Source organism: Sinorhizobium sp. 7-81, from assembly GCF_030124405.1.
Classification (GTDB): Bacteria; Pseudomonadota; Alphaproteobacteria; order Rhizobiales; family Rhizobiaceae; genus Sinorhizobium; species Sinorhizobium psoraleae.
Window position 1 is genome coordinate 79294 of record NZ_JASKLT010000010.1, and the last position, 26800, is coordinate 106093.

At 61.6% G+C, this 26800-nt stretch carries 24 protein-coding genes and 2 pseudogenes; 12 read left to right on the forward strand and 14 right to left on the reverse strand.

Annotated elements, in window-relative coordinates:
• The first annotated feature begins 237 nt into the window (after nucleotides 1-237).
• The 3 genes from QN224_RS25755 (at nucleotide 238) to QN224_RS25765 (ending at nucleotide 1653) form a co-directional block, all read left to right on the forward strand.
• The gene (locus QN224_RS25755) at nucleotides 238-477 is read left to right on the forward strand and encodes a type II toxin-antitoxin system RelE/ParE family toxin (protein ID WP_283978929.1); all 240 of its coding nucleotides are present in this window, start codon (nucleotides 238-240) and stop codon (nucleotides 475-477) included.
• A 75-nt stretch (nucleotides 478-552) separates the two neighbouring features.
• Nucleotides 553-852, forward strand: coding sequence for a HigA family addiction module antitoxin (locus tag QN224_RS25760; protein WP_173514057.1), 300 nt, complete (start codon nucleotides 553-555; stop codon nucleotides 850-852).
• A 483-nt stretch (nucleotides 853-1335) separates the two neighbouring features.
• The gene (locus tag QN224_RS25765; RefSeq protein ID WP_173514058.1) at nucleotides 1336-1653 is read left to right on the forward strand and encodes a DUF1476 domain-containing protein; all 318 of its coding nucleotides are present in this window, start codon (nucleotides 1336-1338) and stop codon (nucleotides 1651-1653) included.
• Between the two features lie 110 nt (nucleotides 1654-1763).
• Here the strand turns inward: QN224_RS25765 and QN224_RS25770 are convergent, their stop codons facing one another.
• Nucleotides 1764-2612, reverse strand: coding sequence for a 3-keto-5-aminohexanoate cleavage protein (locus QN224_RS25770; protein WP_283978930.1), 849 nt, complete (start codon nucleotides 2610-2612; stop codon nucleotides 1764-1766).
• A gap of 127 nt (nucleotides 2613-2739) precedes the next feature.
• Between QN224_RS25770 and QN224_RS25775 the strand changes: the two genes are divergently transcribed.
• Nucleotides 2740-4065 (forward strand): aspartate aminotransferase family protein, encoded by a 1326-nt coding sequence (locus QN224_RS25775; protein ID WP_283978931.1) that lies wholly within the window; start codon nucleotides 2740-2742, stop codon nucleotides 4063-4065.
• Between the two features lie 6 nt (nucleotides 4066-4071).
• Here the strand turns inward: QN224_RS25775 and QN224_RS25780 are convergent, their stop codons facing one another.
• Nucleotides 4072-4944 carry a MurR/RpiR family transcriptional regulator gene (locus QN224_RS25780; protein WP_283978932.1) on the reverse strand — a complete coding sequence of 291 codons (873 nt, stop codon included), beginning with the start codon at nucleotides 4942-4944 and terminating at the stop codon, nucleotides 4072-4074.
• 117 nt (nucleotides 4945-5061) lie between these two features.
• Here QN224_RS25780 and QN224_RS25785 point away from each other — a divergent pair, with 117 nt between their 5' ends.
• A complete protein-coding gene (locus QN224_RS25785) occupies nucleotides 5062-6045 on the forward strand; it encodes a TAXI family TRAP transporter solute-binding subunit (protein ID WP_173514062.1) in 984 nt (327 codons plus the stop codon).
• A 160-nt stretch (nucleotides 6046-6205) separates the two neighbouring features.
• Nucleotides 6206-8707: a TRAP transporter permease gene (locus QN224_RS25790; protein WP_283978980.1), complete on the forward strand. Its 2502-nt coding sequence runs from the start codon at nucleotides 6206-6208 to the stop codon at nucleotides 8705-8707.
• A 270-nt stretch (nucleotides 8708-8977) separates the two neighbouring features.
• Here the strand turns inward: QN224_RS25790 and QN224_RS25795 are convergent, their stop codons facing one another.
• The 4 genes from QN224_RS25795 to QN224_RS25810 all read right to left on the reverse strand — a co-directional run bounded on the left by QN224_RS25795 (nucleotide 8978) and on the right by QN224_RS25810 (nucleotide 14534).
• Nucleotides 8978-10252 (reverse strand): glycerate kinase, encoded by a 1275-nt coding sequence (locus QN224_RS25795; RefSeq protein ID WP_283978933.1) that lies wholly within the window; start codon nucleotides 10250-10252, stop codon nucleotides 8978-8980.
• Nucleotides 10249-13224 (reverse strand): NAD(P)-dependent oxidoreductase, encoded by a 2976-nt coding sequence (locus QN224_RS25800; protein ID WP_283978934.1) that lies wholly within the window; start codon nucleotides 13222-13224, stop codon nucleotides 10249-10251. The genes QN224_RS25795 and QN224_RS25800 overlap by 4 nt, the downstream gene beginning before the upstream one ends.
• Nucleotides 13225-13486: 262 nt before the next feature.
• Nucleotides 13487-13657: a helix-turn-helix domain-containing protein gene (locus QN224_RS25805; RefSeq protein ID WP_312032750.1), complete on the reverse strand. Its 171-nt coding sequence runs from the start codon at nucleotides 13655-13657 to the stop codon at nucleotides 13487-13489.
• A 454-nt stretch (nucleotides 13658-14111) separates the two neighbouring features.
• Nucleotides 14112-14534: a DJ-1/PfpI family protein gene (locus QN224_RS25810; RefSeq protein WP_336621126.1), complete on the reverse strand. Its 423-nt coding sequence runs from the start codon at nucleotides 14532-14534 to the stop codon at nucleotides 14112-14114.
• Between the two features lie 132 nt (nucleotides 14535-14666).
• On the opposite strand from QN224_RS25810, the gene QN224_RS25815 reads away from it, so the two are divergent.
• A complete protein-coding gene (locus tag QN224_RS25815) occupies nucleotides 14667-14933 on the forward strand; it encodes a hypothetical protein (protein WP_283978935.1) in 267 nt (88 codons plus the stop codon).
• A gap of 348 nt (nucleotides 14934-15281) precedes the next feature.
• Here QN224_RS25815 and QN224_RS25820 read toward each other — a convergent pair whose 3' ends face one another.
• The 6 genes from QN224_RS25820 to QN224_RS25845 form a co-directional block, all read right to left on the reverse strand.
• The gene (locus tag QN224_RS25820; RefSeq protein ID WP_283978936.1) at nucleotides 15282-16874 is read right to left on the reverse strand and encodes a BCCT family transporter; all 1593 of its coding nucleotides are present in this window, start codon (nucleotides 16872-16874) and stop codon (nucleotides 15282-15284) included.
• A gap of 150 nt (nucleotides 16875-17024) precedes the next feature.
• A complete protein-coding gene (sucD, locus tag QN224_RS25825) occupies nucleotides 17025-17924 on the reverse strand; it encodes a succinate--CoA ligase subunit alpha (protein WP_283978937.1) in 900 nt (299 codons plus the stop codon).
• A gap of 13 nt (nucleotides 17925-17937) precedes the next feature.
• The gene (locus tag QN224_RS25830) at nucleotides 17938-19122 is read right to left on the reverse strand and encodes a malate--CoA ligase subunit beta (RefSeq protein WP_283978938.1); all 1185 of its coding nucleotides are present in this window, start codon (nucleotides 19120-19122) and stop codon (nucleotides 17938-17940) included.
• Between the two features lie 13 nt (nucleotides 19123-19135).
• Nucleotides 19136-20080, reverse strand: a complete 945-nt coding sequence (locus QN224_RS25835) for a CoA ester lyase (RefSeq protein WP_173514068.1) — start codon at nucleotides 20078-20080, stop codon at nucleotides 19136-19138.
• Nucleotides 20081-20103: 23 nt separating this feature from the next.
• Nucleotides 20104-21294: an aminotransferase class V-fold PLP-dependent enzyme gene (locus QN224_RS25840; RefSeq protein ID WP_283978939.1), complete on the reverse strand. Its 1191-nt coding sequence runs from the start codon at nucleotides 21292-21294 to the stop codon at nucleotides 20104-20106.
• Between the two features lie 178 nt (nucleotides 21295-21472).
• Entirely contained in the window at nucleotides 21473-22102 is a 630-nt protein-coding gene (locus QN224_RS25845; RefSeq protein WP_283978940.1) for a response regulator transcription factor, read from the reverse strand.
• 492 nt (nucleotides 22103-22594) lie between these two features.
• Here QN224_RS25845 and QN224_RS25850 point away from each other — a divergent pair, with 492 nt between their 5' ends.
• Together QN224_RS25850 and QN224_RS25855 are read left to right on the forward strand one after the other, a co-directional pair.
• A complete protein-coding gene (locus tag QN224_RS25850; protein ID WP_283978941.1) occupies nucleotides 22595-23398 on the forward strand; it encodes an SH3 domain-containing protein in 804 nt (267 codons plus the stop codon).
• Nucleotides 23399-23506: 108 nt separating this feature from the next.
• Nucleotides 23507-23817: pseudogene (locus QN224_RS25855) on the forward strand (helix-turn-helix transcriptional regulator); the annotation flags it as partial.
• Nucleotides 23818-23830: 13 nt separating this feature from the next.
• Here QN224_RS25855 and QN224_RS33930 read toward each other — a convergent pair.
• Nucleotides 23831-24311: pseudogene (locus QN224_RS33930) on the reverse strand (nucleotidyl transferase AbiEii/AbiGii toxin family protein); the annotation flags it as partial.
• Here QN224_RS33930 and QN224_RS34095 point away from each other — a divergent pair.
• The 3 genes from QN224_RS34095 to QN224_RS25870 all read left to right on the forward strand — a co-directional run bounded on the left by QN224_RS34095 (nucleotide 24312) and on the right by QN224_RS25870 (nucleotide 25765).
• Nucleotides 24312-24587, forward strand: a complete 276-nt coding sequence (locus QN224_RS34095) for a twin-arginine translocation signal domain-containing protein (RefSeq protein ID WP_369292614.1) — start codon at nucleotides 24312-24314, stop codon at nucleotides 24585-24587.
• Between the two features lie 316 nt (nucleotides 24588-24903).
• Nucleotides 24904-25221, forward strand: coding sequence for a plastocyanin/azurin family copper-binding protein (locus QN224_RS25865; protein ID WP_173514074.1), 318 nt, complete (start codon nucleotides 24904-24906; stop codon nucleotides 25219-25221).
• 10 nt (nucleotides 25222-25231) lie between these two features.
• Nucleotides 25232-25765, forward strand: a complete 534-nt coding sequence (locus QN224_RS25870) for a cytochrome P460 family protein (RefSeq protein WP_283978943.1) — start codon at nucleotides 25232-25234, stop codon at nucleotides 25763-25765.
• A 46-nt stretch (nucleotides 25766-25811) separates the two neighbouring features.
• On the opposite strand, the gene QN224_RS25875 is transcribed toward QN224_RS25870, so the two are convergent.
• On the reverse strand, nucleotides 25812-26549 hold the full coding sequence (locus tag QN224_RS25875; RefSeq protein WP_283978944.1) for a helix-turn-helix domain-containing protein: 738 nt from the start codon (nucleotides 26547-26549) through the stop codon (nucleotides 25812-25814).
• Nucleotides 26550-26800 lie beyond the last annotated feature (251 nt).

The following is a 26800-nucleotide window of genomic DNA, read 5'->3' on the forward strand; positions in this document are numbered from 1 at the left end:
AAGGGAACCGAACCAAGGGCCGGCTCCATCACCAAATTGAGATGCGCGGTCACACCGCCTGCCATCCCCTTTACGAATGGTGTCGAGCGGGATCACTGCGCCGGGGAGCACGGACCTGTTAATCCGCTTTCCTTTTAGAAAGTCGCCTGGCCGATTGCGATATTGTATCGCGTGATGATACATTTTGGTTGACTTCCGTTCGTATCACCGTATGATACATACATCAAAGAGCCAGTCGTGATCAGGTCATTCAAGAACGCCAAAACCGAGGCTGTAGCGCGGGGCAAAGCGCCAAAGGGCTTCCCTTCAGACATCGTGAGATCCGCCGTTCGAAAACTGACAATCCTGAACAGCGCTGCCGCTCTCGACGACCTTCGTTTCCCCCCGCCGGGAAATCGACTTGAAGCGCTTAAGGGCGATAGAAAAGGCCAACATTCGATCCGGATCAATGATCAGTGGCGCATATGCTTCGTCTGAACGGATGCTGGTATCGAAGACGTCGAAATTGTCGACTACCACTGAGGGCCAATAGTGGCACACAAGGAGCTTGAGATGACCCATATCCTTCCCCCGGTCCATCCGGGCGAAATCCTTCGCGAAGAATACCTATTTCCTCTAGGGATGAGCGCCGGCGCACTGGCGAAGAAGCTCAATGTTCCCCGCACCCGCATCGAGCGTATCGCGGCGGAGCAAACACCGATAACGACGGATACTGCCCTTCGCCTCGCCAGGTATTTCCGCACGACGCCGGAGTTCTGGATGAACATGCAGACCAGCTTCGATCTCAAGACAGAGGAAGTTGCACTTCACGCCGAACTGGAACTGATTCCCGAAATCGAGACGGCGGCATAGCTGGACGGTGACCCCGCGCCGCCCACTTTTGCCTGGCTATTCGTGGGGGCGCGCCGGACGCAACCAGACCTTCAGGTCGCTACTTCGTTTTGTCAGATGGTCGGTGGTCGCAGGATTGGCGAACACTTCGTGAAGGAACGGAGGGAAGACCGCCGCCCCGTCCAGCAAGGCCGCGTCCCACTCGATACATTATGCGATTTTCGAAGCACAGAACGAGGACATCACCTACAGCGCGCTTCTAGGCTCGTGGAGGTAGGGCTGCTCTCGACCCGGGCGTTCACGACGGCCGGTCGGAAGGTCCGGATGCCCAGAACAAGAACCGCGCCGTTCCAGCTTGAGTCTGTAATCCTCGCTGATCATCTGCGTGAATGGCCTGGTCTTGCCAACGACGTCCATTCGCGCCACTCTCGGTCGCGCCTAGCCGGTTATCTTCTGGATGTCGGATGAAGGTCTAAACTCACAACCTGAAACGAAGGCCAAGCGATGAGCATAAAGGACCGTCAGGAAGGCTTCGAAAAGAAGTTTGCGATGGACGAGGAGCTGAAGTTCAAGGCGATGGCGCGGCGTAACAAGCTGCTTGGCCTGTGGGCTGCTGAAAAGCTCGGTAAAACCGGAGCGGACGCCGACGCCTATGCGAAGGAGGTGGTCCGCGCGGACTTCGAAGAGGCAGGTGACAACGATGTCTTCCGCAAGGTGCGCGCCGATTTCGACGCGGCTGGCGTCGCCCAGTCCGATCAACAGATTCGCGTCATCATGGACGAACTGCTGGCGACCGCCGTCGACCAAATCAGGGACACCTGACTACCACTGAGTTCTGACAGAAAACCGCCGACTGCGATCTCGGACTGGGACGTCATTGGATCTTGCTCATTTCGTGTGGTGATCGGTGATCGACAACATGGACCGGCTCATCACACGCACCACATGCGACGCAAACGATCGGCATCCGCGATGATGAGCCCAGAGGCGCGCAAGGCTTCAGAACTCGCCGCGACAAGGGCCGCGTTGTCAGATGCAAGCGAACCATCCGGCAGCCAGAGATTGTTCTCGAAGCCGACCCGGACATGTCCGCCGAATAAAGCGCCGGCCGTCACGCAAGCGGCCTCCCGGGGGCCGAAGGCGCAAACGCTCCAGTGTGCAAAACGCGGCATGCCGGGCGCCAGAAACGCCAGAAGATCCGAGGGCATCGCGCGTTGCTCGACGGCATAGCGGCCGAGCACGAAGAGGACGGGTAGGTGCTCGAACGGGATCAGGCCGCGCGCCGTTAGCGCTGCGAGTAAAGCCGCTTCCTCCGGCGTGTAGAGGATGATCTGCGGTACAATCCTTTCGCTGCGAAGCCACTCCAAAAACTGGGCAAATCCAGTCTCATGGCTTTCATCCGGCAGTAGCTCTCTCAGCGCAATTGACACCGCCTCCGGCCGCACCTTGCGCACCACCTCCATCTGCTCTGCCGGCCGGTAGATGCCGAGCGCCTCGCTGGTGATTTGAATGACGAGCTCGTCGTCTACCGCCGCACGGATTGCGGCGATCGCCGCCCGGTAAACCCCAGCATCCAGCAGATGCCTGCCATCCCTGTCGCGCACGTGGATGTGGATCATGCAAGCGCCGGACTCGAGGCAGGCCGTTGCATCCGCCGCGAGTTCATCAGGTGTCAACGGCAGGGCCGGATGGTCTGCCTTGGAGCGGCGGCCTCCATTGGGCGCGACGGCGATAGCGATTGGCGTAGGACCGCTCTGGGTGGTCGGATCAGATGTGGCCATGCGCGCAATTCATTTGTTTCTATGATCGGCGATAGTGTAACATATGTTGCATGCCCGGCGCCACGGGGACGTTGCCTCCTGCCAGGCGGAAGTTCGGCTTTGTAACACCATTGACCCGAGGGGCGTCATGACACGAATCCTGCACCGCCAGATCCATGCGAAACTGCCGACGGCGGACGGTGGGCACGGCGTCTATCTTGTCGACACGGCCGGACGGTCCTATATCGACGCATCCGGCGGCGCGGCGGTGTCTTGCCTCGGGCACGGCCATCCGGACGTGATCGCCGCTCTGCACGCGCAGGCCGATAGACTTGCCTATGCCCATACGAGTTTCTTCACCAACGCGCCCGCCGAGGCACTGGCCGACCGGCTGATCGAAAGCGCGCCGGCAGGCATCAGCCACGCCTATTTTGTATCGGGCGGTTCGGAGGCGATCGAGGCAGCACTGAAGATGGCGCGGCAATATTACCTTGAAACTGGCCAGCCAGGACGGCGCAACATCATCGCCCGGCGACAGAGCTATCATGGGAACACGCTTGGGGCGCTCGCGGCTGGGGGCAATGAAATGCGCCGAACGCAATTTCATCCGCTGCTCATCGAAACGCACCATATCGACCCTTGCTTCGCATACCGCTTCCAGGAGCCCGGCGAAACAGACGAAGCCTATGCGGTCCGCGCCGCGCAAGCGCTCGAAGACAAGGTCCTCGAACTTGGACCCGAAACGGTAATGGCATTCATCGCGGAGCCGGTGGTCGGCGCCACTGCCGGCGCCGTACCTTCGCTTGCGGATTATTTCCAGCGCATCCGCGCCATCTGCGACCGCTACGGCATCCTTCTGATTCTCGATGAGGTTATGTGCGGCATGGGTCGAACCGGCACGCTTCACGCGAGCGCGCAAGACGGCATCGTTCCCGATTTGATGACGATAGCCAAGGGGCTTGGCGGCGGCTATCAGCCGATCGGCGCGGTGCTGCTCAACCAGCGGATTTTCGACGCTTTCGCCAACGGCTCGGGCCAGTTCCAGCATGGCCACACCTACATCTGCCATCCGATGGCGTGTGCCGCGGCACTTGCCGTGCAGGAGGTGATTGCGCGCGACAATCTGCTGGCCAACGTCAGGACAATGGGTGCGTATCTCTCGCGGCGGCTGGACGAGCGATTCGGCAATCATCCGCACGTCGGCGACATTCGCGGACGCGGTCTGTTCATGGGCGTCGAACTGGTCGAGGGTCGTTCGACCAAGGCGCCGTTCGAACCTGACCTCAAACTTCACGCACGGGTGAAGCGTGAAGCAATGGCGCGCGATTTGCTGGTCTACCCGGGCGGCGGCACCATTGACGGCGTACGCGGCGATCACATCCTGATCGCGCCGCCCTTCATCATCGATGCGGCGACGGTCGACACGGTTGTCGAGCGGCTGGGCGAAGCTATTGATGCGGCTATCGCCGATTAACGCGCGTCATTCCGGCAGATAGGCCCCCAGGCCCTGGAGCTCCAGTTCGGTAGCCCGAACCCGGGCCGCCGCGGCGGGGCCGCTGCGCGCAAGCATCGTCGCTGCCAATGCCTCGACGATCGCCAGTGCCGCGGCAACCGATGGGAAGAACGATGGACTGTCAGTCGAAAAGCGCAGAGCGACCTCGGCGTGCCGCGCGATCGGGGCGGCGATGCTGTCGGCTATCGCGATCATCGGGACGCCGTGCCGCTGCGCGGTCTCCACGACAGGCCCGAGTTCGCGAGAATATGGCGCGAAGCCGATAACGACGACTGCGTCCTTCCTGTCCAGCGCCGCGAGTTCCGCCTCCAATGAACCGCCGTCGCTGCCCAGCAGCGTGACGTCGCGTCGGAACATCCGGCAGAGATAGACAAGTGCGTGAGCCGGAGCGCGGCAACTCCGGAAGCCGGCCACTCGGACATGCTGTGCCCGTTCCAGGATCGCGCAAGCTCTCGCAATCTCCTTGCCGTCGTTGGCGACTTCGGCTGCCGCGAAGTTAGCCGCGTTGGTCCGAAGCGATTCGACGAAGATTGCTTCCGGACCGCGCAAAACCAGCGCATCGGCCTTGGCTGCGAAAGGAGCGTTGCCGGAACGAAGCCGGTTCTCAAAGGGTTTGCGAAACGCCGCCCAGTCGGTGAAGCCGAGGCGCCGAGCCAGCCGGACAAAGGTCGTCGGCGTCACCTCCGAGCGCGACGCCAGCACGCGCATCGATACCAATGCGACCTCATCGGGATGGTCTACGAGAAACCGGGCCGCCTTGCGCAATTCCGAGCTCAAATCAGGAATCTCGGTCAAGATGCGCGCCTGCACCGCATCATAATTCATGTCCGGCCCGTCCATGTAACAAGTATTCCTCTTGCTTGATGAAGCGCAACGATCGTAGCATGCATCGACGTGCCTCAGACACAAAAACTCGGGACGGCTGCAATGGCACACACGGGATCAAGGGAGAAATAGATGAAACATGAACGGATTACCCTGCGCGGAGCGCAGATCGCCGCTCTTTCGGCTGCACTGCTGTTTGCAGGCAGCGCCGTGGCGCAACAGAAGTTCGTGACCATCGGGACTGGCGGCGTCACCGGCGTTTACTACGCCGCCGGCGGCGCTATCTGCCGGCTCTTGAACAAAGACCGGAAAACGCACGGAATCCGCTGCTCAGTGGAATCGACCGGCGGATCGGCGTTCAACGTCAACACCATCAAGGAGGGCGAACTCGACTTCGGCATGGCGCAGTCCGATGTCCAGTACAACGCCTTCAAGGGTGAGGAATCCTTCAAGGAGGGCGGCGCGCACGCCGACCTCCGGGCGGTCTTCTCGATTCATCCGGAGCCGTTTACGGTGCTCGCTCATCCGAATGCCGGGGTGACAAAGTTCGAAGACTTCAAAGGCAAGCGCTTCAACGTCGGCAATCCGGGATCGGGCACGCGCGCTTCCATGGAGCGTCTGCTCGGCACGATGGGCTGGACGCTTGCCGATTTTTCGCTTGCATCGGAACTCAAGGCCGACGAGCACGGCCCGGCACTTTGCGACGGCAAGATCGACGGTTTTTTCTACGGTGTCGGCCATCCTTCCGCCAATATCCAGGATCCGACGACCACCTGTAGCGCAAAGCTGGTGTCGCTGACCGGCGAAGCGGTCGACAAGCTGGTCGCCGAAAATCCCTATTACGCACGGGCGACCATCCCGGGTGGCCTCTACAACAACAACCCGGAGGATACGGAAACCTTTGGTGTTCTGGCGACATTGGTCACGTCGGCCAATGTTCCGGAGGAAAGCGTCTACCAGCTCACCAAGTCGGTGTTCGAGAACTTTGATGAGTTCAAGTCGCTGCATCCGGCTTTTGCCAATCTCGACCCGGCCAAGATGATCAAGGACGGTCTCTCGGCGCCACTGCATCCTGGCGCGGAAAAGTATTACAAGGAGAGGGGCTGGCTGAAATAAGCACCGGTATATTCTCGCGGCGGCCGGCGGTTTCCATGGTGTCCCCGCCGGCGAATAAAAGTGGGAGGGTGTCACGAGCGACGTTCAAGAACGGCAGGTCGATGTGGACCTGGAGCAAATGGTCGCCGAGGCGGATACCGGTGGGCGCAACGCTAAAGGGGTGACGGGGCAGATATTGCTCTGGACCGCTGTCGCCTGGTCGCTGTTCCAGCTCTGGTACGCGTCTCCCCTGCCATTTGTCTTTGGCTTCGGTGTCCTCAACGATACCGAAGCGCGCGCCATCCATCTCGGGTTTGCGCTGTTCCTGGCCCTTCTCGCCTATCCCGCTCTGAAAAGATCCCCTCGCGAACGGGTGCCATTCACTGATTGGGCGCTTGCGGTGCTGGGCGCCTTCGCCGGCGCATACCTGTTTCTCTTCTATGACGTGCTTTCCGGGCGGCCCGGCCAGCCGACCACACTCGACCTCGTCACCGGCACGGCCGGCATCCTGCTCCTGCTTGAGGCCACCCGCCGCGCGCTCGGCCTGCCCATGGTGTTCGTCGCGGGCACCTTCATCTTCTACACGTTCGCCGGCCAATACATGCCGGACGTCATCCAGCACCGCGGCGCATCGCTGGTGAAATTCATCAATCATCAGTGGCTGACGACGGAAGGCGTGTTCGGCATTGCGCTCGGTGTCTCAACGAGCTTCGTTTTTCTCTTCGTCCTGTTCGGAACGTTGCTTGAAAAGGCCGGCGCCGGCAATTGGATGATGCAGATTTCCATCGCGTTGCTCGGACACCTTCGCGGCGGCCCGGCCAAGGTGGCCGTGATTTCCTCTGCCTTGAATGGCGTCGTCTCCGGCTCGTCGGTATCGAACGTCGTCTCCGGCGGTATCTTCACCATTCCTCTGATGAAGCGCACCGGGCTTTCCGGCGTAAGGGCCGGCGCGATCGAAGCAACGGCCTCGATAAACGGTCAGATCATGCCGCCGGTAATGGGCGCCGCCGCATTTCTGATGGTCGAATATGCCGGCATTCCTTATGCGGAGATCGTCAAGCACGCGCTGCTGCCGGCTGTCTTTTCCTACATCGCCCTTCTTTACATGGTGCATCTGGAGGCGGTGAAGCTGAACATGCAGCCGATCCCGCGGCGCCCGACTCCGAGGCGCGAGCGATGGCTCCGCATCGGTCTCGGGCTTTCCGGGAGCGTACTCGCGGTCTGCCTCCTCTACTACGGGATCGTCGCCGTTAAGGCGGCATTCGGCGAGACGTCGCCCCTTGTGCTCGCGATCGCGGGCGTGGCGCTCTACGTCGGGACGATCTGGTATTCGGCCCGCTACCCGGATCTCGAGCTCGACGATCCAAACGCACCGATCCTCGAACTGCCACGGGCATGGGATGTGACGCGAACCGGGCTCGATTTTCTCATTCCCATTGCCGTCCTGCTCTGGTGTCTGATGGTCGAGCAGCTTTCGCCCGGACTTTCGGCCTTCTGGGCCACGCTGACGATCATCGGCATCGTCGCCACTCGCAAGCCGTTGATGGCTATTTTCCGGAAGAAGCATTTTGCAAGTTCGGTGCGCGCGGCAGCGTGGGACCTGACCGACGGCCTGGCGCTCGGTGCGCGCAGTATGATCGGCATCGCAGTTGCCACTGCCACGGCCGGTATCGTCGTCGGAACGATCACGCTCACGGGTCTCGGCCTCATGATGACCGAACTCGTCGAGTTCATCTCGGGCGGCAACGTCATTTTGATGCTTATTCTCATCGCAGCGATCAGTCTGGTGCTCGGTATGGGCATACCGACGACCGCCAACTACATCCTGGTGGCTACCCTAATGGCGCCCGTGGTCGTCGAACTCGGCGCTCAGGCAGGGCTCGCCATTCCGCTGATCGCGGTGCACCTCTTCGTTTTCTATTTCGGGATCATGGCGGACATCACGCCGCCCGTCGGACTCGCCGCCTTCGCGGCGGCGGCGATATCCAAGGAAGATCCGATTGCCACGGGCTTCCAGGGCGCGTTCTATTCGCTGCGCACCGCCATCCTGCCCTTTGTTTTCGTATTCAATCCAGCGATCCTGCTGATCGGCGTCGAAACCTGGGCACATACGATCTGGGTCGCTGGCATCTCCCTTGCCGCCATCCTCATCTTCTCCGCCGCGACGATGAACTGGTTCGTGACAAAAAGCCGGCTTTGGGAAAGCGCAGTCCTGCTGCTTGCCTGCTTTACGCTATTCCGCCCGGACTGGTGGCTGAACCAGATCTCGCCGCCCTACGAGGAGTTGCCGGCCTCAGAATTCCTGAGAGCCGTCGAAGAGGCTCCGGCGAAGGGCCGGATCAACTTCGTGGTCCAAGGGTTTGACCTGATGGGGGACGAGGTTCACAAAACTGTAAACGTTCCACTCGGCGAACCGGGCGAGTCGCAGCAGCGGTTGCGGTCGATCGGGCTCACCGTCACACCTGCGGGCGACAACTTGATGATCAGCAATGTCGCCTTCGGCTCCTATGCCAAGCGCATCGGTCTCGAGGTCGGATACGACGTGGTCGCAGTGCTGAAAAGAGCCCAGCAGCCATCAAGCGTTATCCCGGTAAGCATTGCGCTGGTCCTGACCGCCGGCATTGCCGGCCTGCAGTTCGCTCGAAGAAGGCCAGTCCAGGTGACAACGGCCGAGCGACCGTGACGGAAGGCAAGCATGTCGGACAGCACAGAGGGCTTTAAACCGTCAGCAAACTCGTTTCCAGTCCCTTCACCGGAATCCGGCAGGACTCCGGCCGTCGCGGTCCACCAGGGCCTACGGCGCGAATTGATCCATTCGGGACCTTCAGGAGCTTTCTCCCTTGAATGGAGTGCGCCGCGAGTGGACATCGATCAGGCTGCTGATTTGCCGGTCTGTCGGATGTGTCGATCCGCTGTTGGAGGGCTCAAATACCCGAGCGCTGAATGGAGCCGTCTATTCAACAAAGATAGCCCTGAAGTCGTTGACGTTCGTTCCGGTTGGCCCCGGCACGAACAGGTCTCCGATGGCGTGAAAGGCCGACCAGGAATCGTTGGCGTCGAGCAGCTCACGCGCATCCAGCGATCGTGCAGCAAGCCGGGCAACGGAAGTGCCGTCCGCGAAAGCCCCGGCGTTGTCCTCGGAGCCGTCGATGCCGTCAGTGTCTGCAGCGATCGCCGAGATGTCGGTCCTGCCGTCTATGTCGATGGCGAGGGATAGAAGGAACTCGCTGTTGCGCCCGCCCTTGCCATTGCCGATAAGGCTGACCGTCGTCTCGCCGCCCGACATCAGAACAACGGGCTTGCGGAACGGTGCGTTGCGTTCCGCCACTTGGATCGCGAGGGCGGCATGCATGTGCGCGATCTCACGCGCCTCCCCTTCGATCGCATCGGACAGAACGACCGCTTCGACGCCCCGGCGTCTCGCCTCGGCCGCCGCCGCCTCCAGCGATACCCCGGCCGACGCGATGATGCTGACCTCGTTTCCGGCAAATCGCGGATCGTCGGGATGCGGTGCGGCGGCGGCCTCACTCCGCAGGTAGCGCGTGGCCGACTGCGGAAGGGAGAGCCGGTAGCGTTCGATCGTCCCGAGCGCATCGTGGCGCGTGGTGTCGTCAGGTACCGTCGGACCGGAGGCGACGAGCGCCGACTTGTCACCCGGTATGTCGGAGACAATGAGTGATACCACTTTCGCGGGATAGGCGGCCGCGGCAAGCCTGCCTCCCTTGATGGTCGACAGGTGCTTGCGCACCGCGTTCATGGCCGAAATCGGGGCGCCGGAAGCCAGAAGAGCCCTGTTGACAGCGATCTCGTCCGCGAGCGTCAAGCCCTCGGGAGGTGCCGGCAGGAGGGCCGAGCCGCCGCCGGATACGAGCGCGATGACCAGGTCGTCCGCAGTCAGACTCGAGACCGCCTCCAGCAGCCGCCTCGAGGCAACGAGACCCGCCTCGTCCGGTAACGGGTGCGACGCCTCGATGATCTCGATCCTCTCGCAGGCGACGCCGAAGCCGTATCGCGTGACGACGACGCCCGTCAACGGACCGTCCCAATTGCTCTCCAGCGCCTTTGCCATCTGCGCCGACCCCTTGCCAGCACCAATCACGACGGTGCGGCCCTTAGGGCGCGGCGGCAGATTGGCGGCGATCACCTTTGCCGGATCGGCAGCGGCGACGGCGGCATCAAAAAGCGAGGTCAGAAACCGGCGGCGCTCGTCAGGGGCAACGTGTCTCACTCCTCCGCCGGCCCGTAGAGACCGAGCTGCTCCAACAGCACCCGCTGCCGGTCGACACTTTCGACGAGGAGGCCGGTATAGCGATCGATCATACGGCCGCGGTGGTTCGGATCGGAAACGCCACAGAGCGCGCCCAGAATCGCCGCGACCTTTTCCGACGTCTGCCGCAGTTCCTCCAGAAGCTCCGCCCTGCCGCCGACCTCGGTAACGACTTGCTTCGTCACCCGGCCGATGCCGGCTGGCGTACGGCTGCCGGCCGACACGTAACCCTCCGGCAGATCGCCCTTGAGATTGGTGACCGACTTGAAGCGGATGACGTCGAAGATCTGGTCGACCGCCTGCTTCGCACCGGTTACCCGCGAAGGATGGTCGGTGTCGGCAGCCGCATGCGGCAGCAGTTCGAGCTTGCCCTTGTGCTTCTCTTCGAGCGGCAGGTAAGGCAGCATCGGTCCGCTGAGCTTGCCGGTGGCGGCGTCCTTGAAGAGGTCGGCGTCGATCGCCGCGTGCGCGACCTTGCCGGACGAGAGCGCCTCGTCGAGGGCCGCGGCATCGACGACCTCGCCACGGTCGTAGTTGACCAGCACCGCGCGGTCGTTCATAGCGCCGAGCACCTTCGCATCGACTATTCCGGCGTTGGAATAGACGCCGGTCGCCGCGTCAAGGCGGCCGAGGCCGATATGGGCGGAGAGCACGTCGGCACCGGTCGCCGCCGCGACCGGGCTTGCAGCGTATTCGAAGCCTTCCGCCTCGATCCAGCGCTTGTGACGCTCGCGGGCGTAGATCGCCACCTTCATGCCGAAGGCCTTGGCGAGCTTGGCGACTTCGCGACCGATATTGCCGTAGCCGAGAACGGCGATCTTGCGGCCCTCGAGCTTGGCCGTCGGAAAATCCTTGAGCTGGCGGCCTGTGTCGAAGTCACCCTCGGCGACCATGCGGTGCAGCCTGTTGACCGGCAGGTCGGGAACGACCTTCAGGATCGCCTTCATCGCCATTTGGGCGGTCGCCCGGCTGTTGATGCCCGGCGTGTTCATCAGCGGCGCGTCCCCGCCCTCGCCGTTGCCGCCGCCCCAGGAGGCCGAGCCCATGTTGCCGGTGCCGGCGCCGATGCGCACGCCGCCGAGCGGGAAGATGGAGGCCATCGGAATGAACGTCGCCGCCGCTATCAGCGCGTCGTACTGGCCCTTGTCGGTCTGCGGCAGGATCTCCGCCTCGGTGCTGAGGTTCGGTTGGTAGAAGAAGTGGATGCGGCCCTTTTCGAGCGCGGAGCGGTCGCCGAGCGGTCCGACATGAAAGACGCCGCCATTTTCCTCGATATAGGCTTTAATCTCGCTATGATCCGGCTGGCCGTCGGCGCCGAAACGCAGGCCGACCAGATCGGCGATCAGCACGGTGTAGGCGCGCGCCGGATCGTCCTTGCGGACAGCGCCGTCGGCCCTGGCCGCGGCCTCGAAAGTGACGCCGTTCTTCGCCAGTTCCTCTTCGAGAACAACGATCTTGGCGCGCAGATAGGCGTATTGGAGATTCTCCAGCAGCGCGACGACATCTTCCGCTTCGCGGATGCCGCCGACCCAGGCGCGATAGTCGCCGGGCGTGCCTGGAAAGGCATTGACGTACCGGGCCGCGTCGAGGCCGGGCTCGTACTCGCCGTTCGGATGGGTAATGCCCTCATACCCGAGCAGTTGCTTCGAACGGGCGATGATGCGGGCATGGATGTCGGGGTCGGTGATGCCGTCGTCTTCGACCTTAAGCAGCGTCACCGCCGCGCCGCGCCGCTCGGAATCGTTGACAGTCAGCGACAGAAGCGGATGCAACGCGACCCATTCGTCGATCACCTTACGGTTGGCAGCGGAGCGGCGGTTGAGGTCAACGACGGAGCCTACGCGCGCCTCCGACTGCAACAGGCCAAAGGTGGTCTCGGCAAAGGCGAGCGCGCTGTACGTGTTGATAACGCCGCCAAGCATGCGGTCTTCGGCGGCATCGTAGAACGGCCCGGCATCGACGGAGCGTTTGGCCGAAAACGGCTGCCTGGGATCGATCGGCGGCGCGATCTTCAGCTGGCGCGGGATCGCCCAGGCAGGATCTTGCTGGTTCTTCTCGATCAATGCCAGGGCATGCGGCGTGAAGGAGGCGACAAAATAGCCCGAAACCCCGCCGATCGCCTTCTGGAACGGCATGAAAAGGCAGCACTTCGCCACGACGGCGGCGACCAGTTCGGGCTCCCACGGCATGGCGCCGAGCATCGAGGTGGCATCGAACACCGCGTGGCGGTTTGCCGGATCACCGTCTATCCAGCTCAAGAGTTCGCGGATCTCGCGGCTGGTATAGGCATTGGCTCCGGTCGTCTCGTGGCCGACACCGACGAAGATCGAGACGCCGAGGGCGGAGAGCTCTTCTGCCGACGGGATCACGCCTTCCGAGGCGGCGAAATGGATGCGGCTCTCGCAACCCTTTTCGGCGAAGCGCTGCATCTCGATCAGCTGGGTGGCCCAGGACTGGCGGAAGAATCCCGCGGCCTTCGACGGATCGCTCTCCGGCCGCGGCGTATCGACATAGATGCGCTGGGAGGCGTCGTTGGCGTTCATCAGGTGCTGGACGCAGACGGTGAAGCCGCTGTGGCCACCGCCGAGCCCCACGGCCATGCGGTTCGTCTTCGGAAAACCGAAATAGCGATGGATCGCCCGCATCATGTCAGTCAGAATCTTGTCCGCCGGATAGCCGCGGTGCATGCTGCGCGAAATCTCGGCGGTGGTGAAACCGCCGATGTCGTTGCCCCTGTCGTCAAACTTGCGATAGGTCTTCTCGATCCACGCATCGAAGGCGAGGCGCCGTAGGCGGCTGTCCACTTCGTCGGTGGTCGCATCGGTGATCGGGCCGACGCCGAAGAACGGATTGGAAGGCAGCCTCGGCGCGCCCGATCTGGTCAGTTGGAGTGCCTTCAGTCGCTGTTCCTGCATCTGCGCGATATTCATCATGATCTGCCTATCTGTTTTCGAGGCGTGAGGATGCGCGGATAGTGGATCGAACACTTCAGAAAGAAGACCTCATATGCGCCGAACAGCACGCGGAATGCGTCATGGGTTCGCCTGCTGTCAGGGATTGCTGCCGCCGGCGCTGGCAGCGCATCGACGGCCTCGACGGAACTAATGCGGAAAGGGACGCCGCCGAGGGCCCAAAGTTCGGCGACTGCGGGAAGCGACCTATCGTGGGCCGCGCAAAAATCATACGCCCGACGCGTCAATCGGGAGTCTTTCGACCTTCTGACCGCCCTAAAGACTCCAAGGACGCGCGGAAATAATGCGGTGTGCTAGCGAACCGCCTCCGGAACATCCGGCTGAGGTGCGAGGAATCGCAGAAACCGCTTTCCGCTGCGATCATAGCAATCGACTTGTCGGTACTCTCGAGCATGTACGCGCCACCGAAAGCCGCATGTCGATGAACGCGGACAGAGGCGAGATTCCAAGTGCCTCCCTGAAATGCCGTTCGAGAGATCGTTTCTCAACGTCCAGATGTCTTGCCATCTCGGCGACGGAGAGTGGCGCGTCCAGACTTTGCTGCATCAGGAGAAGCGCTTTCCTGACAAGTGGATCCTTGGCCCTGAAGTCGAGCGTCAGACCTCGCTGCGGTGTTCCCCCTCCTCCGCCCGCTGATCATCATGATGTTTAAACTCTTCGTGGATTGGGCTTTGCCGATGTGCCTGTCGACGAGTAAGCCCGCAAGGTGAGCCGTGCTGGTGCCGCCGGAACATGTCAGGCGGTCGCGGTCGACCACGAAGATCTGGTCGGATACCGGCTTGAGGCCATCGAATTGGGAGAGAAAATCCTGATGGTGGAACCAGCTCACACAGCCGCGGTAGCTTCCATCAAACCGGCAGGAGGATGAAGGTTCCGGTACAAAGGCCTACGAGTGGGACCCCGGCTTCGGCTGCATTCTGCAAGAAAGCCTGTACCCTCTCGTCACACCGGTCCATCTCATCGATGAGCCCGCCGACCACGACGATATAATCGAAGAGTTTGGGGCTGCCGAACACCTCCTGAGGCTGAACGGAAACGCCGCAGCTGGCCGTAATCGGCCTCAAATCGGGGGCAATAACTTTCCATCGGCATTGAATTGGCCGGCTACGGTCGCCTCGTCCACAGCGAGGCGCAACACGTCCACGAAGTTGGCGAAGGTACAGAGCGTAAATCGGTGCACCAGAACAAACCCCCACCGTCAGACGCGCATTCTGGTCGCGCCGCACACTCCTCGGGAAAACCTCGTTTGCAGCCATCGCTTGATGTCTCATTTCTACTCCCGATATGACGCAATCATTCTTTTCAGAAGTCTAATACGCGTCAATATTCCAAGCAGCTGGGAGAGATTGCCATGCGACGCTGCCGGAACGCGAGGTTGCTCAGCCGTCAAGGGAGGATTGTGCATGAAAATGGTGAGCGCAGAACAGCGTCTCTTCGCATTCTACCTTGAGCCGGATTTCACAACGCTGGCGTTCTCATCGGCGCTCGATGCCTTGCGTTTGGCAAACGCCGTCGTCGGTTACGAAGCCTATTCGTGGCGCGTCGTCTCTTCCGACGGCGCCAAGGTCCGTGCAAGCTGCGGCCTCACCCTTGAAGCTGATAGTTCTGTGGCGGAAAGCTTCGCATTTCTCCAAGTGCTATCGCGAGATGTTTGGGCGCTCGCAGCATGAACGCGCCGGCGGCGCGCGCGCGGGCGCATGTGCAACGGCCGCATAAAGTGCCTCCACGGCGCCTCTCGCATGACTGCACATCCTACGGCCGTCAAAAACGAACGCGCCGTTGTAGTAACTCGCATTGCCGAGCTGGGTTTGAGCCGTCTGAAAGACGTCGCTTCGGTTGCTGCACGACCGTAGGGGCAGTCCCACTCAGATCACGCCGCAGCGAGTAGGCCAACAGGCCCGACTAAACTCCCCTGGCGGCGACAGGCGCTGTCACGGGCGGTCCCTTGATGCTTTAGTTAGAGACCACTTCTGCATGGCCGGCCCCGTAGAGCCGGCCATGCACCGAACGATCTCAGATCACGACACTGCTTCAGGTACGAACCCGGAAGCTTCGACATTTCCCGTTTCCGGCGTAGCGGATGCTGTCACCGGCCGACGCCCGCTTCCTTCTTCGAGCTCATCGAGAAGGGCATGCCATAGCGAAATGCAAAGCCCGACCATCACCAGCAGGAACGGTGCGGCCGCGATGATCGAGGCGGTCTGGAGGCCCTGAAGACCGCCCATGACCAGAAGCACCGCGGCCGAGGCACCGGCAAGCACGCCCCAAAGGACGACAACACCGGGCTTTGGCTCCAGGGCCCCCCGGGATGAAAGCATTCCCATCACGACCGCGCCTGCATCCGCGCCCGAGATAAAGAAGATCGCGACCAGAAAGATGGCGATCAACGATGTCAGCCAGGCGAATGGATACTGCGCCAGAAGGGCAAAGAGCGAGACGGCCGCACCCTCGTTGTTTACAGCATCAACGATGCCGCCGGCGCCGAACAGTTCCGAATGGAGCGCCGTACCGCCCATGATCGTGAACCAGATGAAGGTCACGCCGCTCGGGATCAGCAGCACGCCGATGATGAATTCGCGGATTGTGCGTCCGCGCGAGATGCGGGCGATGAACACGCCGACGAATGGCGCCCAGGAGACCCACCAGGCCCAGTAGAAGATAGTCCAGCTCCCCAGCCACTTGCCGTCACTGAAGGCAGCCGTGCGGAACGACATGGTCACCAGGTCGCTCAGATAGAAGCCCAGCGATTCCGTGAAGGTGTTGAAGATGAAAATCGTCGGTCCGATGCACACCAGGAAGATCAGCAGCACCATCGCGATGATCATGTTCATGTTGGAGAGGAATTGGATCCCCTTGCCCACGCCAGACACCGCAGAGAGAATGAACAGCACCGTCATGATGCCGATGATGGTCAGCGCGATGATGTTGGAAACGCCCGTGCCCCAGAGGAAGTTCATGCCGCTGTTGATCTGCTGCGCGCCGAGGCCGAGTGACGTAGCTGTTCCGAACAGTGTCGCGATGAGCGCAAGCACGTCGATCGCCTTGCCGATTGGTCCGCTTGCGGCCTCACCGAGGATCGGCGTGAAGGCAGCGGAGATCAAGTTCGACTTTCCCTTACGGAAGGTAAAATAGGCGATGGCAAGGCCAACTACCGCGTAAATGGCCCAGGGGTGAAGCGCCCAGTGGAAGTAGGAATACTTCATCGCGACGAGGGCCGCTTCGAGGCTTCTCGGGGCGGCCTGCCCATGAGGCGGGCTGTCGAAATGATAGATGGGTTCGGCAACACCCCAGAACATCAGTCCGATGCCCATGCCGACGCTGAACATCATGCAGATCCACGAGGCGGTACGGAATTCCGGCCGTTCGCCGTCCTGTCCGAGCCGGATCTTGCCGAAGCGGCTGACGGCCAGGAAGAGTGCAAAGATCAGAAAGCCGGCCGAAGAAACGACGAAACCCCAACCGAAGCCGTCGATGATGCTTTTGAGAACCAGCTTGGAAATCGAGGACAGGCCTTCAGGAAACACCGTGCCCCAGCCGACGAATCCCAGGATGATGAACATGGCTGGCCAGAATACGGCCGGATCGATCTGACTAGGTCGTGATTGCTGCATTTTTTGTCCTCCCAGTTAAACTCTTGGCCACCGTCTACCGAGCAGCCAAGCCAGCCATACGGTCCTCCGAAGGTCGTGATATTCTCGGCCACCTTGATCCCCATCGCTGTCCGCGCCTGCTTTGTCGCGCTGGCGACGGGGTTTTCCCATTCAGGCGGCCTTGCCCATGGCGGACAGCACTTCCGCCACGATCTCGCCAAAGGACGATGGGGTCGGAACGATCGCGACACCCGCACTCTTCAGTATCTCGACTTTTTCCTGCGCCGATTCCCCGAAGGCGGAGATGATCGCGCCGGCATGACCCATACGGCGTCCCTTCGGGGCCGAAAGGCCTGCGATATAGGCGATCAGCGGCTTCTTCATATGGTCGCGCGCCCAGAGCGCGGCTTCCGCCTCCTGCGGCCCGCCGATCTCGCCGATCATTAAGACCGCATCGGTGTTCGGATCCTTTTCGAACAGTTCCAGCATGTCCTTGAAGGACGAGCCGTTGACCGGGTCGCCGCCGATACCAACCGAGGTCGACACGCCGATGCCGAGCGCTTTCATCTGGCTCGCGGCCTCATAGCCGAGCGTACCGGAGCGGCCAACGATGCCGATGCGGCCGGGCAGATAGATGGACCCAGGCATGATGCCCATCATCGTCTCTCCAGGCGTGATCATCCCCGCGCAGTTCGGCCCGATCAGCGTCATGCGATCCTCGAAGCGATAGCGCCTCATGTATCGCTTGACCCTGATCATGTCCTGGGAGGGAATGCCGTCGGTGATGCAAACGCAGAGCCGGATGCCGGCATCCGCCGCCTCCATGATGGAGTCGGCAGCAAAGGGCGGCGGCACGAAGACGATCGAGGCATCCGCACCGGTTTCCTGCACGGCGCCCTTGACCGTGTTGAAGACCGGCATGCCGAGATGGGTCTGGCCGCCCTTGCCGGGGGTGACGCCACCGACGACATTGGTGCCGTAGCGCTTCATGTCCTCGGCATGGAAGCTGCCGATCTTGCCGGTGAAGCCCTGGACAATGACGCGGGTGTTCTTGTTAAGCAGAATGGACATATCTTGGACCTCCTCAGGCAGCCTTGCCGGCAGTGAACGAACGCCAGGCGGCGACCGCCTTCTCGGCCGCTTCGGCCAGTGTTTCCGCGACGATGATGTTCTCGCCTGAATTGGCGAGGATGCGCCGGCCCTCTTCCATATTGGTGCCGGACAGACGGACGATGAGCGGAACCGGCACGCCGACTTCACGCAATGCCTTGATCACGCCTTCCGCCACCCAGTCACAGCGGTTGATGCCGGCGAAGATGTTGACGAGGATGGTCTCGACGTTTTTGTCCGTGAGGACGGCCCGGAAGGATTTCGCCACCCGCTCGGGCGAGGCGCCACCGCCGATATCGAGGAAGTTCGCGGGCTCGCCGCCGGCGATCTTGATCATGTCCATGGTGGCCATGGCCAAGCCCGCACCGTTGATGATGCAGCCGATATTGCCGTCGAGGCCGACATAGGAGAGGCCGCGATCCGATGCGTATGTCTCGCGCGGATCTTCCTGGCTCTTGTCGCGCATCTCCGAGATATGCGGTCGGCGGAAGAGCGCGTTTTCATCGAAACTCATCTTGGCGTCGAGAGCCACGAGGTCACCTCCGCGAGTGACCACAAGCGGGTTGATCTCCAGCATTGAAGCGTCATAGTCGACGAAGGCGCGGTAGCAGCCGATGAGCGTCTGCGTGGCGCGGCCGATCAGGGCATTGTCGATGCCGAGCCCAAAGGCAATCTCGCGGGCTTGGAAGTCCTGCATTCCAACGCCGGGATCGACGGTCGCGCGGATGATCGAGTCCGGCTCGGCCTCGGCGATTTCCTCGATCTCTATGCCGCCCGAAGACGAGGCAACGATCATGATGCGCTCTGATTTTCGGTCGAGCACGAAGCCGATGTAAATCTCGCGCGCAATATCCATCGCCTCTTCGACATAGAGGCGGCTGACCAGTTTTCCCTGCGGCCCGGTCTGGTGCGTCACAAGCGTGCGGCCGAGCATGGAATCGGCGGCCTCGACGATCTCGTGGTCGGACGAGCAGAGCTTGATACCGCCCGCCTTGCCGCGCGCACCGGAGTGGACCTGCGCCTTCACCACCCACCGGTCGCCGCCGATCTCCCTGGCGCGATAAGCCGCCTGCTCCGGACTATAGGCAAGGCCGCCGCGCGGGATATGGATGTGGTAGCGGGAGAGTAGTTCCTTAGCCTGATATTCGTGAATGTCCATAGGTCCCCTCCTGTCACCGGCGGCCGGCGGTGATTGCGTCATGGGTGGCGAGCACGTTGCGCGCCATGCGTTCCGAGGCGGCATCGATCATCTTGCCGTCGAGCGATGCCGCGCCCTTGCCCTGGCTCTCGGCAAGCTTCAGCGCATCGATGATGCGGCGAGCGCGGTCGACCTCCTTCTCCGGCGGAGAGAAGATATCGTTGGCCAACGCGATTTGGCTCGGATGGATCGCCCACTTGCCTTCGATGCCGAGGGCCGCGGCACGGCGGGCAGCGGCCTTGTAGCCGTCGGGATCGGAGAAATCTCCGAAGGGGCCGTCGATGGCACGCAGACCGTAAGCGCGGCAGGCAACCGTCATCCGCGACAGGCCGAAGTGCCACTGATCACCGGGATAATCAGGGTTGAGACCGCCGATATTGACGGTGCGGGCCTTCAGGCTCGCGGCATAGTCGGCAACGCCGAAATGCAGCGCTTCGAGCCGGCCGCCGAAGGATGCAATGGCCTCGACATTGGCCATGCCGAGCGCGGTCTCGATCAGCGCCTCGAGGCCGACGCGGGTCTTGTAGCCCTTGGCGATCTCGATCTGGTTGACCATGGCCTCGACCATGTAGAGATCGGCCGGCACGCCGACCTTCGGCACCAGCAGCGTGTCGATCCGGTCGCCCGCCTGTTCCATAAGATCGACGACGTCACGATACATGTAGTGGGTGTCGAGCCCGTTGATGCGGACCGAGATCGTCTTGCCGCGGCCGCGCCAGTCGATCTGATTGAGGGCAGCGACGATGTTGGCACGAGCGCGCTCCTTGTCCGCCGGCGCCACCGCATCCTCGATGTCGAGGAAGATGTAGTCGGCCTCGGAATTGGCGGCCTTCTCGATCATCTCGGGGTTAGAGCCCGGGACGGCGAGTTCGCTTCGCTGCAGGCGCAGCCGGCTGAGATGATGTATCGTGTGGCTCACGGAGTTTTCCCCTTCCGGTCTCTTCAGGCTGCCTTGGCGGTCGACGCCGTGGCGGCAGAGCGAAACTGCTTGATCGCTGCGCCCACGCCCGAGCCCGGCTCGATCTTCAAGCCGCAATCGAGCAGCGTGAGTTCAGCGGCCGAAAGCGCACCCAGAACCATGACTTCGTTCAGCGAGCCGAGGTGGCCGATGCGGAAGACCTTGCCTGCCACCTTGGAGAGGCCGCTGCCGAGCGAGGTCTTGTAAGTGCTGTAGGCATGCTTGATGACCTGGACGCCATCGATGCCGGCGGGCAGGCGGATCGCCGAGACGGTATCGGAATGCCACTTCGGCTCGGTCGCGCAGAGTTTCAGGCTCCAGGCAGAGACCGCGGCACGGACGCCGTTCGCGAGGTGATGATGGCGGGCGAAGATGGCTTCGAGGCCTTCCTCGAAGATCAGGTCGAGCGAGGCACGCAGACCGCGCAGGAGCTGCGTCGGCGGTGTATAGGGGAAGTAACCCGTGTCATTGGTCTTGACCATGTCCTCGAAGGAGAAGTAGCAGCGCATGTGGCGCGCGGTCTTGGACGCGTCGAGCGCCTTCTGGCTGACCGAGAGGAAGCCGAGGCCGGCTGGCAGCATGAAGCCTTTCTGCGAACCGGAAACGGCGCAGTCCACGCCCCATTCGTCCTGGCGGAAATCGATCGAGCCGATTGAGGAGACCCCATCGACGAAAAGCAATGCCGGATGACCGACGGCGTCGAGCGCCGCGCGCACGGCCGCGACATCAGAGGTCACGCCCGTCGCGGTCTCGTTATGCGTGACGAAGACGGCCTTGATCTGGTGCGCTTTATCGGCGGCAAGACGTTCGGCATAGAGGTCGACCGGCACGCCGGTGCCCCATTCCATGTCGAGGCAATCGACCTCGAAGCCCAGCCGCTCTGCCATGTCGACCCAGAGATGCGAGAACTGGCCGAAACGACTCATGAGAACCTTGTCGCCGGGTGAAAGCACGTTGGTCATCGCCGCTTCCCAGGCGCCGGTGCCCGAGGACGGATAGATGAAAACGCGGCCGTTCTGGTTCTTGAAGACCTTCTTGACGTCGGCGAAGAGCGGCAATGTCAACTCGGGAAATCGAGGGGAGCGCATGTCTTCCATCGGCAGGTTCATCGCCTGGCGAACCTGTTCGGGAATGTTGGTGGGGCCGGGAATGAAGAGATGATTGTAGCCTGACATCGTTCCTCCAATGGCTGCGTCCGCGGACGGCGTTTCGTCGGCACCAAAGCTGCCTTCCGGACCATGTCCGCACAACACTCGCTCAGGCAGAAAAGAATGCCCGACGAGCAGCGCAGGAGCGGCCCTAACGGGTGGTCACTTGCAAGGGATGGGTAGGGAAAAGACTACCCGCAGGTAGTCACTCTGGACTGCGCCGACGTTCCTTGGCGTAAAGGGCGACCGCCATGGCGCGGTTGCGCACCTCGAGCTTGTCGTAAAGATTTTTGAGGTGGTATTTCACGGTATTCTCGGAAATGCCTGTTCGTGCGGCGATTTGGATATTGGTCCAACCGTTGGCCAGCATGCCGAGCAGTTCTGTCTCGCGAGAGGTGAGCTGTTGGAACGGCGTGTTCGAAATTTTCGAGAGCACCGTGTAGGGAATGCAGATCCGACCCTGCATTACGGCGGTGAGCGTCGCGAACAGGATTTCAGGATCTTCGAATTGGTAGCAGAGACCGTTGACACCAAGCCGGATGGTCTCGTTGAGGATCGAAGGATTGCTGGTATCGGCGAAGAGAACAATCCGTGGGTCGAACCCCAGCCGGCTGAGTTCCGCTAGCACCTCGGGTGCCTCTGCATCGTCGAGCTGCCAACTGAGCAGTACGCAATCCGTCTTGATGGAGGCAAGCTTCTCGCAAAGTTCGGCCGATGTCCGCGCCGTATCGATGATGGAAAACCTGGCATTTTCGGAAAAAAGTCCGCGAAGAGCGGCAATCACCAGTGGGTTGCGCTCCGCAATCAAAACCCGGCCTCCGACCTCCTGCGACATGTGCCTCCCTGCGTCCTATGCGGTGACACGCACCATCCAGCGACGATCCGAACAGTAACATCACCAATTCCGTACATTTCACCGTCGAGCGACGAAACGTGTCTTAAAACGTCTTTTTATGAGAGTAATGTGCGAAGGGTTCCGCGCATATTTAGGGCCGACGAGCGCGCTCAGACGGCGACGCGGTCCAGGCCGGGGCGATGGACGTTTCCCTTGCCAAGTCCATAGCCGACTCGTTGAAGGTGCAGGAGATTGAGGCGTTAATGCGCACGACCGAACGGATCTCATAGGCAGGAACATGAAGAAAATCCCGCCAAAGCGTTCAAGCTGCGTTCATGCAAAGCACGCTATAAACCATTGAAAGACAAGACGATGGTAGCCGCCTAATAAGAGCTGGCAGGCGCTCCAACTATGCCCGGGAACCGGAAAAAACCGGAGTAAAATCAAATACCGGATGTGGCATGACGCCCTGCCTCCCAGGGAGTTGAAAACGTGAAACGCACCCTTTTGAAAATTGCCGCGACAGGTATGCTCTTGCTGGCTCCGACGATCGCTCAGGCGGCAGAAGGCTTCGCGACGGCAAACGTCAATATGCGCGCCGGCCCAAGCACAGCATATCCGGCGATCACCGTGATTCCAGCTGGCGAATCGATCGAAATCTACGGCTGTCTTGCCGACGTGCCATGGTGCGACGTGGAGTTCTACGACGGCCGCGGCTGGGTGCACGGCCGATATATCCAGGCACTTTATCAACAGCGCCGCGTTTATGTCGGTCCTCAATATTATCGCCGGCTTGGTATTCCCGTCGTTGTCTTTAGCTTCGGCAGCTATTGGGATCGTCACTACCGCGACCGTGACTTTTATCGCGACCGCGATCGCTGGCGCCGCGGACCGGACTTCTATCGCGGCCCGGATCGCCGTGCGGCGCCTAGCCGCAGACCTGAATTCGAGCCGAGACCAGCTCCGCCCCCGGAATTCGACGGGAGATTGGAGCGGAGGCCCGATTTTCGCCGTCCCCCTGAAAGACGCCGGGACCTTGACGATCGCCCGGATCGCCTTCCGGATTTCGATCGCGCGCCCAACCGCAGGCCCAATGTCGGTAGTCGGCCGGACTTTGACCGTGATCTGCGCGGCGGCGGCGATCGCAACCGCCGGAACTTCGAACGTAGGGGCGATGATGGCGATCGCGTCATCCGTCGCGGCGACGACAATCGTGACCGCAGGGGTGGTGACAATGGCCGCCGCAGGCCGCAGCGACGTGTCTGCGAACTCGGCGAACCGGATTGCCCGAACTAATGTGGCCAGGGGGCGGCAGAGCAGCCGCTCCAAAATGCTTCACTTCGGTGCATAGTAACCGCTGAGGGGCGGAAACCAAGAAAAAGGGCAAGGTCGGTGACTGATGCAATCAGCTTAATGAGCGCACGAGGTTTGGTTGAAATAACCGATTTGACAGGCCGGTCTTCCGGCAGTCGGGTTTCGACGGCATCCTTACCGCAAGGGAGATGGATGAAAAGATCTCGGCCTGCTCAAGAAAACGCGCGAGGCCAAAGGCATCTCCCGCGCCGAGTTAGCGCATTTTGCTAGGCCTGTCGGTATCTGTTAACGGGAGGTACGAGCGAGGCTCAGAAGCTCGAATGTCGATCCCGCGCCTGATTCATCTCTTTGAGATCATGGGCTTTATGCCTCTCGATATGATCTTTGACACAGCGCCGCACTTCGAACTGCCTCTTAGCTCAGCCTCGCAGCCGCAACCGCATGCGGCATCAGGAATGTAGCAATCTGCGGAACAATCTCCGTCAGATTCCCCGGATTGTGTGCAACGCCTTCAACGAAAGCACGCCATTGTCGCTGCTTTTGCTCGTCCCGTGCAAAGGCGTCCGTCAACGCATCCGGTAGGCCGTAGGGAATCGGCGTCTCGCGCCGCTCAAGGTAGCGGCGATTGCGCGCGCCAGCCGATCACCGCTGAAATCAAAGGACCTGCTGAGAACCCAAAGGTCGTAGAAATCCTTCATCCAGCTATTTGCACGCCCCAGCATGACCATCGCCTGGAACTTCTCCGCAATGACCGTCTCTCGCGCATAGGCTCGGAGGCGAGGCGCCGGGAAATCCAGCATGGAAGATAGTCCAACATCTCCGCCCCGGGCTCGAGCGCATCGCCAAAGCCGAAGTCGATCGTCAGGTTGATCCGAGCGCCGCTGATCGAGGAAAGCTGTCCCGCCGGAACTTTTTGAAGGTTTCAGGGACTGGGGCTGCAGTTGCCGGAGCCGTCGGACTCACCTCTTGCATGACAAGTCCGCGCATGGCGCCCGTGGCGCGTGGCGCGGGAACTACCCCGAAGCGTGAGACGGCTTACCAGAATTCTCCCGACCGGGGACGCCGCTGTGCGGGATGCACCCATTTCCTCGAGCCGAACGCTTGCGAGATCGTTGCCGGCGAGATCAGCCCCAATGGCTGGTGCCGCTTTCACGAACCGCGGCGGACCTGAAGGAACGGCAACCGAGTAAGGCGCCGGAGGAGCAAGGCTACGGCTGAAAAGATTGGGTTAACAAGCGGCGGTTGTCGAAGCTCTTGCAAGGAGTGGCGACCATCGGCGATTCAACTATGCGTGAGCCCCGTGACGGTCACCCGGTCGCAAACAAGGAGGTGCCAAGCGCACGAGGTCCGGGGCTCGCAAGAAAGCCCGCCCGAGACCTTTCAAAGATCCGTGATCCTCACCGATAGGCTAAGTTGTCGGTTGACAACTTAGCCTATCGGGACAAGGCTACTTGACCTGCAACACGCATGAACCTGTGGGAGGAGACATGCGCGCAGTAATTCTTCTCACCCTGGCTGGCACTGTTTTGGCATCCGTGTGTCATGCCGGCGAACACCGCATAGGCATGGCGGGCATGGCTTACGCGCCCGCGATGATCGAGGCGAAGGTGGGCGACACCCTCGTTTTCGTGAATGGCGATACTCAGGCGCACAACGTGCTGATAGCGACGGTCGGCTTTTCGACCGACCTTGGCAAGCAGGATCCGGGCAGCCAGACAACGCTTACGGTCCGCAAGTCAGGAACGTTTGATGTCGAATGCGCCATCCACGAGGGCATGCACGCCCGCGTCGTCGTAAGGCCGTGAAGGAGGAACCATGCGCAAGATCGTCGCCATCAGCCTGGCCGCCGTCTTCGCCACGGGCCTGGTGGGTTATAGCCTTGCTGGGCCGGACAGGGTCGCCTTCCCGAGTGGCTATGCGGAACGCTTCGTGCTTTACAACACCGTGGACCGTCCGGATCGCAAGACCATTCGTTTCATGTACGTAAGCCCCGAGACCCATCCCAAAGCGAAGGCCGGCGAGCCGGCCCCTGACGGAACCATCCTCATCATGGAGGATCATCGGGCGAAGCTGGACGCCTCGGGCAGTGTTGAATTTGGGCCGGACGGTCGCCTCGTGCCTACCGACCAGATAACCAACATCTTCGTCATGGAGAAGCGCACGGGCTGGGGCGATGCCTATCCGCCAGAGGTGCGCAATGGCGACTGGGACTATGCGCACTACCTGCCCGGTGGCGCGCCCAAGGCGGATGCAACATTCGACGGATGCTTCTCCTGCCATCGGAACCGCTCCGGCCGCGATTTCAACTTCACCTACACGAAGTATCTCATGGATCGCGAGGGGAAGTAGCTCCCCCGGCGAACGTGGATCTGATCGAGCGAGCCCGTTCGCCGATTCACCGCCGAGGGGCAAGTTGCGGCACAATCTCTTCCGGAGGACTGGCGTGGAGCTGCCGCATCTCGGCAATCGCACCAGGCAGCCAAAGGCGCACCTGGCGCATGGCATGCTCCGTGAGATCCTCCGGCAACGGCATCCGATAAACGTGCTTGCGGATCGCAAGGAACATGAGGGAACCGTGCAGCGTCATGGCGATTTCGCGCTCCTCGTGCTGCATCGGGCGGGTCGGAAGGTCGGCCAGCCCGGCCTCGCGTCTCAGCGCGCCGATGACCGGCTCGAGGATCGAGGCGGTCAGCACGGCGCCGCGCCGACCGGGCTGGCCATAGCCGTCCAAACCGGCACGAACGAACAGGCGCATCGACCGGCCGGTGATGGCACCGAGGTAGCCAGCATAAAGACGACCGAGCCGCTCGGCAAGCGGCGCTTCGTTCGAGTTTAGCGCCGCACGCCAGTCCTCGTTGCGCCAACGCATGGCACGCTCTTGGAACAGCGCGGCGACGATCTCATCCTTGCTCCTGAAATGCTTGTAGAGTGCGGCTTGCGTGATACCGAGGCGCGAGGCCAACCTCCGCGTCGAGGCTCCGAAGCCCTCTTCCGCGAACAATGCCGCCGCCTCAGCAAGGATGGCGACGCGACGTTCGTCGGACGGCAATCGCCGGCGCTTCGGCTGCTCTCCCGCAGCGGCTGCGCTATCCGGTTCTATCGCGACGATCTTCCGACGTGGCTTAGCGCTCAATACCAGCTCCCATAGATGCCCAAACCGATCCTCTTTGCCGTTCAGAAGGGGCGTACCTAGAATAATAGTCCCCGTGCCGAAGCGTGGTGACGAGGACGATCTGTAGAAAGAAGCTTTGCCTGGCCATTATATACGTCCAGGCTCGAAGCGATGGAAATGAGAACAATCAAATTGGACTTTCGGCGCGAAAGTGATCTTCCCCGCTAACAAGGCCAGTGGTCTGGGCAATACCAAGCTTCCGGGCCTGTGTG